This is a genomic window from Xenorhabdus bovienii (assembly GCF_024721015.1).
In the GTDB taxonomy this organism is placed as follows: Bacteria; Pseudomonadota; Gammaproteobacteria; order Enterobacterales; family Enterobacteriaceae; genus Xenorhabdus; species Xenorhabdus bovienii.
Map to the genome: position 1 here is coordinate 1 of NZ_JANAIF010000052.1, position 14,082 is coordinate 14,082.

Consider the following 14,082-nt stretch of genomic DNA (forward strand, 5'->3'; position numbering starts at 1 on the left):
AGCGAAAGAGCTCACCACTCGGTTGACTGATAACTTCCAGATTTTAAAACCCGCCTCTTCAAGTTAATTGCGTATAGATTTCACCATAAAAAAATCCGGTCAGCTTTTAATCAGCATAACCGGATTTAGAAAGTTTGAAACTTTAATATCGCGGTTGCAAACCGTGTTGTACGCCTACATTAACAGCGTACTACGACACCATTTACTCTACGGTCACTGACTTCGCCAAGTTACGCGGCTGATCAACATCCGTTCCCTTGATCAAGGCAACGTGGTAAGACAGTAATTGCAGTGGTACGGTATAGAAGATCGGCGCGATCAGATCTTCCACGTGTGGCAAAGAGATGATCTTCATATTTTCGCTGTTGGTAAAACCTGCATCCTGATCAGCGAACACATACAACTGGCCGCCACGGGCGCGGACTTCTTCGATGTTAGATTTCAGTTTTTCCAGCAGTTCATTGTTTGGTGCAACAATGATCACTGGCATATCCGCATCGATCAATGCCAACGGGCCATGTTTCAATTCACCGGCAGCATAGGCTTCCGCGTGAATGTAAGAGATCTCTTTCAGTTTCAGTGCGCCTTCAACCGCGATCGGGTATTGATCGCCACGGCCAAGGAACAGGGCGTGATGTTTCTCAGAGAAATCTTCTGCCAGTGCTTCAATGACTTTGTCTTTAGACAACATGCTTTCAATGCGGCTTGGCAATGCTTGCAGTGCGTGAACAACATCTTGTTCTAATGCTGCGTCAGCACCTTTCAGGCGCCCCATGTAAGCCACCAGCATCAATAATACGGTCAGCTGGGTGGTAAATGCTTTGGTAGATGCAACGCCGATTTCTGCTCCTGCTTTGGTCATCAGGGCAAAGTCTGATTCACGTACCAGAGAGGAGCCGGCAACGTTACAGATGACCAGCGAAGTCAAATAACCCAGTTCTTTGGATAAACGCAGTGCAGCCAAAGTATCAGCCGTTTCACCAGACTGAGACAGAGTGATCAGTAAACTTCCCTTACGACGTGCTGGCTTGCGGTAACGGAATTCAGAGGCGATTTCCACATCACAGGGAATACCTGCCAAAGATTCAAACCAGTAGCGTGAAACCATGCCCGCATTGTAAGACGTACCGCAGGCAACGATTTGAATGTGTTCAACCTGAGACAGTAATTCCGCAGCATTAGCGCCCAGCTCTGACAGATCTATCTGACCATGACTTAAACGCCCTTCCAGCGTGCTCTTAATTGCCATCGGTTGTTCGTAGATCTCTTTTTGCATGTAGTGACGGTAAATACCTTTGTCACCTGCATCATACTGAACGTTGGATTCAATCTGCTCGCGCTCAACGGCTGCACCTGTGACATCAAAGATGCGAACGGTACGACGGGTGATCTCAACGATGTCACCCTCTTCCAGATAGATAAAGCGACGGGTCACCGGCAATAGCGCCAGTTGATCAGATGCGAGGAAGTTTTCACCAACGCCAAGGCCAATCACCAGCGGGCTGCCAGAACGAGCGGCCACCAGCACATCAGGGTGACGGCTGTCCATAATTACGGTGCCATAAGCGCCACGTAACTGTGGGATCACACGCTGAACCACTTCCAGCAGTGATCCCCCCTGTTTCTGTTCCCAGTGGATAAGATGGGCGATAGTTTCGGTATCTGTATCAGAAAAGAAGGTATAACCGCGCTCTTTTAATAATTCGCGCAGTTCTTCATGGTTTTCAATAATGCCGTTATGTACAACCGCAATATGTTCAGAAACATGAGGATGGGCATTGCGCTCATTCGGCTCACCGTGCGTCGCCCAACGAGTATGAGCGATCCCCGTACCACCAATGACAAGCTGTTTATCTGCTTCATCAGCCAGCACCTGTACTTTGCCGACTTCACGCAGACAGGTCATACGGTTTTCACTGTCAACCACAGCTAGACCGGCTGAGTCATAACCACGGTATTCCAGGCGACGAAGACCTTCGATCAGTATTTCTGCAATATCACGTTGTGCTACTGCTCCAACAATTCCACACATGTGTTTTATTCCTAAAAACAGGGCTGATAAAAGCCCCTTTTATGTCGCTAACCTGATTGTGTTCCGGCTTTGCCGGTCCCCGAGCTTTGTAGAAGTGGGGATTATTTTTATATTTATTTTTTCTTAACAGGACGTTGCCAGTCCTGAATATGCGTTTGTTTCACGCGGCTGATGACCAGCTCATTTTCAGCGACGTTTTTTGTTACTGTGGTGCCTGCGCCAATGGTCGCGCCTTTAGCTACTGTGACCGGTGCGACAAGCTGGGTATCGGAACCCACAAACACGTCATCACCGATGATAGTTTTAAATTTATTGGCACCATCGTAATTACAAGTGATCGTTCCCGCACCAATATTCACATTATTGCCGATTTCAGAATCGCCAAGATACGTCAGGTGACCCGCCTTGGAACCTTTACCAAGGGAGGTTTTTTTCATTTCCACAAAATTGCCAACATGCGCTTTTTCCGCCAGTTTAGACCCCGGACGTAAACGAGCAAAAGGCCCAACCGTACATTCGGTAGCAATTTCAGAATTTTCGATCACAGTATAAGGGCTGATGACCGTGCCATCACCGATGGCGCAATTTTTCAAAATGCAGCCAGATCCAATATGCACGTTATTTCCCAATGCAACATGACCTTCGATAATGACATTGGTATCGATAACCACATCACGGCCATGTTCTAATGTACCGCGAAGATCGAACCGGGCAGGATCCAACAGCATTACACCTGCCAGCAATAATTTTTCTGCTTGCTCTGATTGGTAAATACGTTCCAGTGCGGAAAGCTGAAGGCGATTGTTAACCCCTTCCATCTCACTTAAACGGCTCGGATGAACAGCCTTGACTTGGCGCCCTTCTTTGTGAGCCAAAGCAATAATATCGGTAATATAGTATTCACCCTGAGCGTTGTTGTTATCCAGCTGAGATAACCAACGCTTCAAATCACCGCCATTTGCCACCAAAATACCGGTGTTGATTTCGTTGATTTTACGCTGCTCGTCAGTCGCATCTTTCTGTTCGATAATCCCGGTCACTTCACCATTTTCACGAATGATACGGCCATATCCGGCAGGATTATTCAAAATAGCAGTCAATAAGCCAATACCGCCTTCAGGTTTGATTTCCACCAGACGCTCTAATGTGTCTTGAGCGATCAAAGGAACATCGCCATAGAGCATCAGAATGTCTTCATCATCTGCAAAATGTGGCGCTGCCTGCTGCATTGCATGGCCAGTTCCAAGCTGTTCCGCCTGTAGTACCCAGTTAAGGTTTTGATTGGAGAGAGTCTGCTTCATCAGATCACCACCATGCCCATAGACCAAATGAACATTTTGGGTGCCCAACGCCATTGCGGTGTCAATGACATGCTGAACCATCGGTTTACCGGCCAGCGAGTGCAGAACCTTGGGGAGAGCAGAATACATGCGCGTGCCTTTGCCAGCGGCAAGGATCACGACACTTTTTGCGCTATTTGCACTAATAGACATAATAAACCTGACAGCTCCAATTTTAAGTATGAAAGTAAACCTGTTTGCAAAATAAATTGCTACATATTTCGCAATGCAAAAAAGCCAGTTAGCTTTCACCAACTGGCTTTTTATCTTACTGCCTATATTACATCCGTTGTTTTGTCAGTTCGATTACACGAAGTTTTGCAATCGCTTTCGACAATTCAGCAGATGCCTGAGCATAATCAACATCGCCGTGAGAATTACGAACGTGTTCTTCAGCCTCGCGCTTCGCTTCAAGCGCCTTGGCTTCGTCCAAATCCTTACCACGGATCGCTGTATCGGCCAGTACGATAACGCCGTTTGGCTGAACTTCAAGAACTCCACCGGACAGGTAGATAAATTCTTCTTCACCAAACTGCTTAACAATACGTATCATGCCCGGTTTTATGGCAGTAAGCAGTGGTGTGTGCTGAGGATAAATACCCAACTCACCTTCACTGCCAGTCACCTGAATTTTTTGTACCAGCCCTTCAAACAATCGTTTTTCAGCGCTGACTACGTTCAGGAAGAACGTCATTGCAGCCATATCAACCTCCCGTCAGCCGTATTACATCTTCTTCGCTTTTTCTACAGCTTCGTCGATGGTACCAACCATGTAGAACGCCTGTTCTGGCAGGTGGTCATAATCACCGTCCAGGATGCCCTTAAAGCCACGAATGGTTTCTTTCAGAGAGACGAACTTACCTGGTGAGCCAGTGAAGACTTCTGCAACGAAGAATGGCTGAGACAAGAAGCGCTGGATCTTACGGGCACGTGCCACAACCAGTTTATCTTCTTCAGACAGTTCATCCATACCCAGAATCGCGATGATGTCTTTCAGTTCCTGATAACGCTGCAGGATAGACTGTACACCACGCGCCACATCATAGTGCTCCTGACCAACAACCAATGGGTCAAGCTGACGACTGGTTGAATCCAGTGGATCAACCGCCGGGTAAATACCCAGTGAAGCAATCTGACGGCTCAATACGACGGTTGCATCCAAGTGAGCAAAGGTTGTCGCTGGTGATGGGTCAGTCAAGTCATCCGCAGGGACGTAAACCGCCTGTACGGAAGTGATGGAGCCCGTTTTGGTTGAAGTGATACGTTCCTGAAGAACGCCCATCTCTTCCGCCAGTGTCGGCTGATAACCTACCGCAGATGGCATACGACCCAACAGGGCAGATACTTCTGTTCCTGCCAGGGTATAACGGTAAATGTTATCGACGAACAACAGAACGTCACGGCCTTCATCACGGAATTTCTCAGCCATAGTCAGACCCGTCAGTGCTACACGCAGACGGTTTCCTGGTGGCTCATTCATCTGACCATATACCAGAGATACTTTATCCAGTACGTTTGAATCGGTCATTTCATGATAGAAGTCGTTACCTTCACGGGTACGTTCACCCACACCGGCAAATACAGAGTAACCGGAGTGTTCGATAGCGATGTTACGGATCAGTTCCATCATGTTGACGGTTTTACCTACACCCGCACCACCGAACAGACCAACTTTACCACCCTTAGCAAATGGGCAGATCAAGTCCATAACCTTGATACCGGTTTCCAGCAGTTCCTGAGAGCTGGACAACTCTTCATAGCTTGGTGCTGTACGGTGAATCGACCAGCGCTCTTCTTCGCCAATCTCACCTTTCATGTCGATTGGATCACCCAATACGTTCATGATACGGCCCAGTGTCGCTTTACCCACCGGAACTTCAATTGGGTGCCCTAAATCAATCGCGTCCAAACCACGGCGCAGGCCATCAGAGGTACCCATTGCGATACAGCGAACGATACCACCGCCCAGCTGCTGCTGAACTTCCAGCACCAGTTTTTCTTCACTGTTTTTAACCTCAAGAGCATTGTATACCTTTGGTACGCTGTCTTGAGGGAATTCGACGTCCACCACGGCGCCGATTACCTGGATAATCTTTCCAGTAGCCATCTTGAATCCTCTACGTAATTCGTAAACCTAGCTGTTAAACCGCAGAAGCACCCGAAACGATTTCGGTGAGTTCCTGAGTGATGCTGGCCTGACGAGCCTTGTTGTAAACCAACTGCAACTCTTTGATCAGGTTGCCACCGTTATCGGTCGCGGCTTTCATCGCTACCATTCGTGCGGCCTGTTCACTAGCCAGGTTTTCAACGACGCCCTGATAAACTTGTGATTCTATATAGCGGCGCAGCAGGGTATCCAACAACGCCTTAGGATCAGGTTCATACAGATAATCCCAGGATTTCTTCTTCAGTGTTTCATCGTCTCCGGCTGGCAGAGGCAATAACTGAGTCATTGTCGGAACCTGAGACATTGTATTGATGAATCTGTTTGTCACTATATACAATTTATCCAGACGCCCTGCGTCATATGCTTGCATCATGACGTTGACTGGCCCGATCAGCTCGGACAATGATGGGTTATCTCCCATCCCTGTTACTTGGGCAACAATGTTGCCTCCAACAGAAGAAAAGAAAGAAACCGCTTTCGACCCAACAAGCGCTAAATCAACTTGAACGCCTTTATCAGACCAGCCTTTCATTTCTATCAGCAATTTTTTGAACAAGTTAATGTTCAAACCGCCACATAAACCACGATCTGTCGAAACAACCAAATACCCAACACGCTTAACTTCGCGCTCGTCAAGGTATGGATGTCTGTACTCCAGATTACCTAACGCAAGGTGTCCAATCACGCTGCGAATGGTTTCTGCATAAGGACGACTGGCCGCCATGCGATCCTGCGTTTTACGCATTTTGGACGCGGCGACCATCTCCATCGCTTTAGTGATTTTTTGCGTGTTCTGCACACTGGCGATTTTGGTACGTATCTCTTTTGCGCCGGCCATATCTGCTTCTCCGAATTCAACCAGACGGCCCAAGTTTAATCAAACTGGGCCGAATAGTGTTACCAGGACTGAGTCGCCTTGAAGGAATCCAACAGAGCTGTCAGCTTCGCTTCGATCTCTCCGTTGTAGTCACCAGACTGGTCAATCTCTTTGAGAAGATCAGCATGTTCACGGTTAGCATAAGCTAACAGCGCAGATTCGAAACTGACCACTTTCGCGATTTCGACATCTTCCAGATAGCCACGTTCAGCCGCAAACAGGGACAGAGCCTGCTGTGCAACGGACATTGGCTGATACTGTTTCTGTTTCAACAGCTCAGTGACTTTCTGACCATGATCCAACTGCTTGCGAGTTGCATCATCCAGATCAGAAGCAAACTGGGAGAATGCAGCCAATTCACGGTACTGAGCCAGAGCGGTACGGATACCACCAGACAGTTTCTTGATAATCTTAGTCTGAGCAGCACCACCTACACGGGATACGGAGATCCCTGGGTTAACCGCCGGACGGATACCTGCGTTGAACAGAGCAGATTCAAGGAAGATCTGACCATCGGTAATGGAGATAACGTTTGTTGGTACGAACGCAGAAACGTCACCTGCCTGAGTTTCAATGATTGGCAATGCAGTCAGAGAACCCGTTTTACCTTTCACTTCGCCGTTGGTGAATTTTTCCACATAATCAGCGTTAACACGCGCTGCACGCTCCAGCAGACGGGAGTGCAGATAGAAAACGTCACCAGGGAATGCTTCACGTCCAGGTGGACGACGCAGCAACAGAGAAACCTGACGGTAAGCAACAGCCTGTTTAGACAGGTCATCGTAAACAATCAGAGCATCTTCGCCGCGATCACGGAAGTATTCACCCATCGCACAGCCAGAATAAGGTGCCAGATATTGCAGAGCCGCAGATTCAGAAGCGGATGCAACAACGACAATCGTATTGGCCAGAGCGTTGTGCTCTTCCAGTTTACGAACTACGTTGGAAATGGTAGATGCTTTCTGACCAATTGCAACATAGATACATTTGATACCAGAATCACGTTGGTTGATGATCGCATCAATAGCCAGAGCGGTTTTACCCGTCTGACGGTCACCGATAACCAGCTCACGCTGACCACGGCCAATTGGGATCATGGCATCAACGGATTTGTAACCTGTCTGGACAGGCTGGTCAACGGACTGACGGTCAATAACACCCGGAGCAATAACTTCAACAGGAGAGAAACCATCATTCTCAAGAGCGCCTTTGCCATCGATTGGCTCACCCAGTGTGTTAACAACACGACCGAGCAGACCACGACCAACAGGTACTTCCAGAATACGGCCAGTACATTTGACTTTCATGCCTTCGGCTAGGTCAGCATACGGACCCATCACAACCGCACCCACAGAGTCGCGCTCCAGGTTCAGTGCAATTGCGTAACGGTTGCCAGGCAGAGAAATCATTTCACCCTGCATGACATCGGCTAAACCGTGGATACGAATGATACCGTCGTTAACGGAAACAATCGTACCTTCATTGTGAGCTTCGCTCACGACATTGAACTGAGCAATACGCTGTTTGATCAGTTCGCTGATTTCGGTGGAATTCAGTTGCATATGCTCCAGTCCCCTTAAGACTGCAAGACGTCTGTTAAACGATCCAGACGGCCGCGAATGCTGCCATCGATCACCATATCACCTGCGCGGATAACCACACCGGCGATAACAGACTTGTCAATTTTGCAATTCAGCTTCACTTTGCGTGACAGACGTTTTTCCATCGCCGCAGAAATTTTAGCCTGCTGCTGCTCATTCAATTCAGACGCAGAAATCACTTCAACATTGATGGTTGATTCAAGTGACGCACGCAATTGGGTAAATTGCTGGAAGACTTCTGGCAGTACCAGCAAGCGACCATTTTCTGCCATTACACGAATAAAGTTCTGAGCATGCTCATCTACCTGCTCACCACAAAGGGTGATGAAGGTATTGGCTAACGTTTCCGGTGCCAATGAACCGGAAAGCAGCTCACCAACCTGCTCATTGCGAGTAACCTCAGCAACGAACGCCAGCATGTTCTGCCAATGTTCGAGAGATTGGTGCTCTACAGCAAAGTCAAAAGCTGCTTTGGCGTAGGGGCGAGCTACCGTAGCAAATTCAGACATGCCCCTCCCTCCTTACAGTTCAGCGACCAGTTTATCAACGATGTCGCTGTTAGCAGCTTCATCCACGGAACGTTCGATGATTTTCTCGGCACCTGCGATAGCCAGCATCGCAACCTGTTTACGTAACTCTTCACGAGCGCGTTTGCGTTCAGCATTAATTTCAGCCTGAGCCTGCGCTACAATTTTGTTACGTTCCAGCTCAGCTTCTGTTTTGGCATCATCAATAATTTGGGCTTTTTGTTTATTAGCCTGCTCAATGATAGCTTGCGCATCAGCTTTCGCTTTTTTCAGTTGGTCGGTCGCATTGGCTTGCGCTAAGTCCAGGTTCTTTTTAGCACGTTCTGCTGAAGCCAAACCGTCAGTAATTTCTTTCTGACGCTTTTCAATGGCCGCCATAATTGGTGGCCATACATACTTCATACAGAACAAAACAAACAGGACAAACGCGATGGCCTGGCCGAGGATTGTTGCGTTAATATTCAAAGCACAATACCTCTATTTCAATTAATGAATTGGCTTAATCTTCAGTTCTGCTACTTACTTACCGCCGACAGCGAACATCATAAATAAGCCCAGGCCCACAGCGATCATAGGGATGGCGTCAACCAGACCCATAACGATAAAGAACTGTGTACGCAGCAGAGGAATCAGATCAGGCTGACGAGCAGCGCCTTCCAAGAATTTACCTCCGAGGATGCCGATACCGATCGCAGCACCAATAGCAGCCAGACCCATCAGAATAGCGGCAGCCATGTACAGCAGATCCATATTCAGGTTTTCCATGACAGTCTCCAGTTTGTTTCAGTTAAAACACGATTATTGATTGATAGAAATTAATGTTCTTCAGATGCCATCGACAGATAAACAACCGTCAGAACCATGAAGATAAAGGCTTGTAACGTGATAATCAGTATGTGGAAAATCGCCCATGGCAGGCTGAGTAACCACTGTGACCAAAACGGTAAAAGAGCCGCAATAAGAATAAAGATCAATTCGCCAGCATACATATTACCAAACAGTCGCAGAGCGAGTGATATAGGTTTAGATAGTAAGCTGACCCCTTCCAGAATTAAGTTAATTGGAATAAACAGTGGGTGATTGAAAGGCTGTAATGTCAGCTCCTTCGCAAAACCACGAATTCCTTTCATCTTAATGCTGTAGAACAGGATGAGAACAAAGACACCGAGCGCCATCGACAGAGTGACACTGACATCTGCTGTTGGAACAATACGCAGAGCAGGTAGGCCGAAATAGCGTTCACCGATCAAAGGAATTAAATCGATTGGCAGCAAGTCCAATCCGTTCATTAATAACACCCAGACGAACACAGTCAAAGCCAGAGGAGCTATCACTTTGCTCTTACCGTGATACATATCACGCACAGTGTTATCAACGAAACCAAAAACCATTTCTACTGCAGTCTGGAGCTTACCCGGCACGCCATCAGTAGCGCGAACCGCAACTCTCCGGAATACAAACAGAAACAATATTCCTAATATGACGGAGAAAAAAAGCGAGTCAATGTTCAACGTCCAGAACGTCGTCTCATAACCACTAGCGTGGGGATTGACCAACTCAAAGGTACGCAAGTCTAACTGAAGGTGCTTCAGGTGATGACTTATGTACTCCTGCGAAGTTAAAACTTCTCCTGATGCAGACATGATGCTTTTTACCCTTTTATTGTTAAAAATGCTAACCGTTCATTACGGCAGGTGCGATGATCTGCACAATCAGCACCGCTAAATAGGCTACACCAAGTGGTGCAAATGCCGCCTTAAACACTCCCAAGGCAACTATCAGCACAGCTATCGTAATGATAACCTTAGCCACTTCGCCAATAGCGAAGAACCATGCAATGCGTACTGGTACATCTTCTTCTTTTGCTTTTTGGAAGCGGGTTAGCAGCATAAAAATGGCATTTGGCAGCCAGCACGCCAACCCACCGGCAAAAGCAGAAGCGCCCCATTCGATACTTCTGGTACAAAAAGCCACACTGAGAATAACAAAAGTCATTAACTGCAAAAGTAACAGTTTCAGTGCAATTCTACCGCTGTAAAGGGATACAGACATGACTTTTGTTTTCTCCCGAAGTACACCATCACATATCAGGCTTTGCTGAATGCTGTATAAAACTGTCTTTGTTTAAGAGTGTCAAGTGACAAAAACGTGCAAATTATACGGGCAGCCAAAATGAATTCAATCCATAAGTAGCGAAAAAGTGAATAATTATTTAAATTTCTAACTTTGATGGTAGATTGCTCACAAATACCATTTAATATTCTGCAACGATTAATGGTATGACTGAAAAATTAAACGTGATGTATATCACATTCGACCAAAAGCATTAGTTATATTTATCATTAAATATGTGATAAAAATCATTTATTTTTTTCAATTAAAATCAACTAATTAATATTAGTGTCATAAAGATTTATCTAATATATCACTAAAAAATGTTAAATGTTTATTTTGTTCTCTTTCTCTAAAATTTATTTATAAAGGAAATTGATAACCTTTTTCGAAAAGAAAGTTTATACCAAAATAAAATGAAGGTTATTTTTATGTGATCTGTTAGTAAATAAAGTTAAAACAACCAAAAGTAATAATTAGTAACGTCCGTAACATTATAAATGTGGTTAACGTCACTAATTATTTAGAATTTTATTGACAAACAACAAAGTTAGTTTGATTTAAGTACGACCAAATGACGCTCCCCATCTAACTCAGGAACTTGCAGAGAAACCACCGTATCAAGCGTTATTCCTGAAGGCAGTTGAGTCAACTCATTTTCCGGCAGCACACCTTTCAGAGCATAAAAACGCCCTTCTGCGGGTTTAGGAAGATGACGACACCATGACAGCATGTCTTGCAGAGAAGCAAATGCACGGCTGATCACCCCATCAAAAGGAGGTTCAGGAATAAATTCTTCAACCCGACTCTGTACGGGATCAATATTGCCCAAGCCCAATTCATGCTGAACTTGACGTAAGAAGCGAACTCGTTTTCCTAAACTGTCCAACAGAGTGAAATGAGAATCAGGCCGTACAATTGCCAACGGGATGCCCGGCAAGCCAGGCCCTGTTCCCACATCAATAAATCGCGTTCCGTGAAGAAAAGGATTAACAACTATGCTGTCCATGATATGCCGAACCAGCATTTGTTCGGGGGCACGGACAGATGTCAAGTTATAAGCCTTGTTCCATTTGTTGAGCATATCAACGTAAGCGACAAGCTGTTGTTTTTGTGCTAGCGATAACACAATGTTTGTTTTCGCCAGCAGCGATTCCAATTTGTTAAGCAAAACTTCGTCCTCTTAGGCGCTACGACGTAATAAACCTTGTTTTTTCAACCATACCAGCAAAATGGAAATAGCTGCTGGAGTAATACCAGAAATACGCGAGGCCTGACCAATTGAACTTGGTTTATGATCATTCAGTTTTGCAATAACTTCATTGGAAAGCCCGTTGACTTGTTTGTAATCCAGATCGAGTGGCAAAGCGGCATTTTCATTACGTAATTGTTTTTCGATCTCTTCTTGCTGGCGGGCGATATAGCCTTCGTACTTCACTTGAATTTCAACTTGATCTGCTGCTTGAGGTTCTGTCAGCCCCGGAGTAAAACGTGGCAGTGATGTCAGCAGTTCATAATTCATTTCAGGGCGACGCAGTAAATCTTCACCATTGGCTTCTTTTGACAGTGGTGCCTTCAGCATTTGGTTGATTTCATCCAAGCTATCAGAATGCGGGTGTACCCAGATATTTCGTAAGCGCTGGCGTTCTTGTTCAATCATCTCAACTTTGCGGCAATAGTGCTCCCAACGTTGATCATCAACCAAGCCTAATTCACGGCCTTTTCCCGTTAAACGGAGATCCGCATTGTCTTCACGCAGCATCAAACGATATTCTGCGCGCGACGTAAACATGCGGTAAGGCTCTTTCGTACCCAATGTGCACAAGTCATCAACCAATACACCGATATAGGCTTGATCACGGCGAGGGAACCAGCCGTTTTCATCTGCGGCATAACGTGCGGCATTCAAACCTGCCAGTAATCCTTGTGCTGCCGCTTCTTCGTATCCTGTAGTGCCGTTGATTTGACCAGCAAAGAACAGACCATTGATAAATTTGCTTTCCAGTGTCTGTTTTAAATCACGTGGATCAAAAAAGTCGTATTCGATCGCATAACCAGGGCGAACGATACGGGCGTTTTCCATACCCTTCATGGAGTGAACGATCTGCATCTGCACGTCAAATGGCAGACTGGTTGAAATGCCGTTCGGATAGATTTCGTTACTGGTGAGGCCTTCTGGTTCAAGGAAGATCTGATGAGCGTTACGATCCGCAAAACGCATGACTTTGTCTTCGATGGAAGGGCAGTAACGTGGTCCGATCCCTTCGATGATCCCCGCATACATCGGGCTACGATCCAAATTATTACGGATCACTTCATGGGTTTTTTCATTGGTATGTGTGATATAGCAAGGGATCTGTCGTGGGTGTTGATCTACGTTGCCCATGAATGAGAATACGGGTATCGGGTTATCACCCAACTGTTGCTCAAGCTGGCTAAAATCAATGGTTCGTGCATCAATGCGGGGAGGTGTTCCCGTTTTCAGGCGAGCTACGCGTAAAGGCAATTCACGCAGACGATGGGATAATGCGATCGCAGGAGGATCTCCGGCACGTCCACCACTGTAGTTTTCCAGCCCGATGTGAATTTTTCCATCAAGGAAAGTACCTACAGTCAGTACAACTGATTTTGCCTTAAATTTTAATCCCATACGTGTAACAACGCCTGTGATGGTGTTGTTTTCAACGATGAGATCTTCAACCGACTGCTGGAAGATCATCAAGTTAGGTTGGTTTTCCAATGCGGTTCTTACGGCTTGTCGGTAAAGTACTCGATCTGCCTGTGCTCGCGTTGCCCGAACTGCTGGACCTTTGCTGGCATTCAGTGTTCTGAATTGAATACCGGCTTGATCAGTTGCTTGAGCCATTAGGCCACCAAGTGCATCGATCTCTTTTACCAGATGCCCTTTACCGATCCCACCAATGGCTGGATTACATGACATCTGGCCCAAAGTATCAATATTGTGAGTCAGTAATAAGGTTTGACGTCCCATACGTGCAGTAGCTATTGCTGCTTCGGTACCGGCGTGACCACCGCCGATAATGATGACGTCAAAGTGCTCTGGATAAAACATGTGCGAACCTTCAATTGTGAGAATGCTTGATATGCATTAGGGAGGGGATTCTACTCAAGTTTAGACGTTAGACCAAGTAAGTTTGATCGCCGTTAATTAAAAGAAGATCTTTTTTATTTAAAGATCTCTTTATTAGATCTGTTATTAGGATCGCGATCATCTGTGGATAAGTGATTTTTCTATAGAAAGATCATGACGCTGTAAAGGATCATTTGCTGTGAATGATCCGTGATCCAATTCAGTATAAGCTGGGATCTAAATGCGTAGTTATACACAGGTGTTAAATTGAAACTGAGTTATTAAATGGATAACTACGGGTTAATCCCTGCTTTTCAGATAAGTTATCCACAGTT

13 protein-coding genes are annotated in these 14,082 nt (G+C 46.1%); all 13 read right to left on the bottom strand.

Annotated elements, in window-relative coordinates:
• Positions 1-202: 202 nt before the first annotated feature.
• The 13 genes from glmS to mnmG all read right to left on the bottom strand — a co-directional run bounded on the left by glmS (position 203) and on the right by mnmG (position 13,729).
• Positions 203-2,032, bottom strand: coding sequence for a glutamine--fructose-6-phosphate transaminase (isomerizing) (gene glmS / locus NXS07_RS13510; protein WP_038223434.1), 1,830 nt, complete (start codon positions 2,030-2,032; stop codon positions 203-205).
• Between the two features lie 113 nt (positions 2,033-2,145).
• Complete coding sequence (gene glmU / locus NXS07_RS13515; RefSeq protein ID WP_038223435.1) at positions 2,146-3,525, bottom strand: bifunctional UDP-N-acetylglucosamine diphosphorylase/glucosamine-1-phosphate N-acetyltransferase GlmU; 1,380 nt, start codon at positions 3,523-3,525, stop codon at positions 2,146-2,148.
• A 127-nt stretch (positions 3,526-3,652) separates the two neighbouring features.
• Entirely contained in the window at positions 3,653-4,075 is a 423-nt protein-coding gene (locus NXS07_RS13520) for a F0F1 ATP synthase subunit epsilon (RefSeq protein ID WP_012986649.1), read from the bottom strand.
• 21 nt (positions 4,076-4,096) lie between these two features.
• Complete coding sequence (gene atpD, locus NXS07_RS13525) at positions 4,097-5,479, bottom strand: F0F1 ATP synthase subunit beta (protein ID WP_038180764.1); 1,383 nt, start codon at positions 5,477-5,479, stop codon at positions 4,097-4,099.
• Between the two features lie 34 nt (positions 5,480-5,513).
• Complete coding sequence (gene atpG / locus NXS07_RS13530) at positions 5,514-6,377, bottom strand: F0F1 ATP synthase subunit gamma (RefSeq protein WP_038194899.1); 864 nt, start codon at positions 6,375-6,377, stop codon at positions 5,514-5,516.
• Positions 6,378-6,436: 59 nt separating this feature from the next.
• Entirely contained in the window at positions 6,437-7,978 is a 1,542-nt protein-coding gene (atpA, locus tag NXS07_RS13535) for a F0F1 ATP synthase subunit alpha (RefSeq protein WP_038194887.1), read from the bottom strand.
• Positions 7,979-7,992: 14 nt separating this feature from the next.
• Positions 7,993-8,526, bottom strand: a complete 534-nt coding sequence (gene atpH / locus NXS07_RS13540) for a F0F1 ATP synthase subunit delta (protein ID WP_012986653.1) — start codon at positions 8,524-8,526, stop codon at positions 7,993-7,995.
• 12 nt (positions 8,527-8,538) lie between these two features.
• Positions 8,539-9,009, bottom strand: a complete 471-nt coding sequence (atpF, locus tag NXS07_RS13545; RefSeq protein WP_038194886.1) for a F0F1 ATP synthase subunit B — start codon at positions 9,007-9,009, stop codon at positions 8,539-8,541.
• Positions 9,010-9,063: 54 nt separating this feature from the next.
• The gene (gene atpE, locus NXS07_RS13550; protein WP_038180771.1) at positions 9,064-9,309 is read right to left on the bottom strand and encodes a F0F1 ATP synthase subunit C; all 246 of its coding nucleotides are present in this window, start codon (positions 9,307-9,309) and stop codon (positions 9,064-9,066) included.
• 50 nt (positions 9,310-9,359) lie between these two features.
• Entirely contained in the window at positions 9,360-10,187 is an 828-nt protein-coding gene (gene atpB, locus NXS07_RS13555; RefSeq protein WP_238125832.1) for a F0F1 ATP synthase subunit A, read from the bottom strand.
• Positions 10,188-10,218: 31 nt separating this feature from the next.
• Complete coding sequence (gene atpI, locus NXS07_RS13560; RefSeq protein WP_038208145.1) at positions 10,219-10,596, bottom strand: F0F1 ATP synthase subunit I; 378 nt, start codon at positions 10,594-10,596, stop codon at positions 10,219-10,221.
• Between the two features lie 610 nt (positions 10,597-11,206).
• Positions 11,207-11,827, bottom strand: a complete 621-nt coding sequence (gene rsmG, locus NXS07_RS13565) for a 16S rRNA (guanine(527)-N(7))-methyltransferase RsmG (RefSeq protein WP_258086924.1) — start codon at positions 11,825-11,827, stop codon at positions 11,207-11,209.
• Between the two features lie 12 nt (positions 11,828-11,839).
• On the bottom strand, positions 11,840-13,729 hold the full coding sequence (gene mnmG, locus NXS07_RS13570) for a tRNA uridine-5-carboxymethylaminomethyl(34) synthesis enzyme MnmG (protein ID WP_258086925.1): 1,890 nt from the start codon (positions 13,727-13,729) through the stop codon (positions 11,840-11,842).
• Between the last annotated feature and the right edge of the window lie 353 nt (positions 13,730-14,082).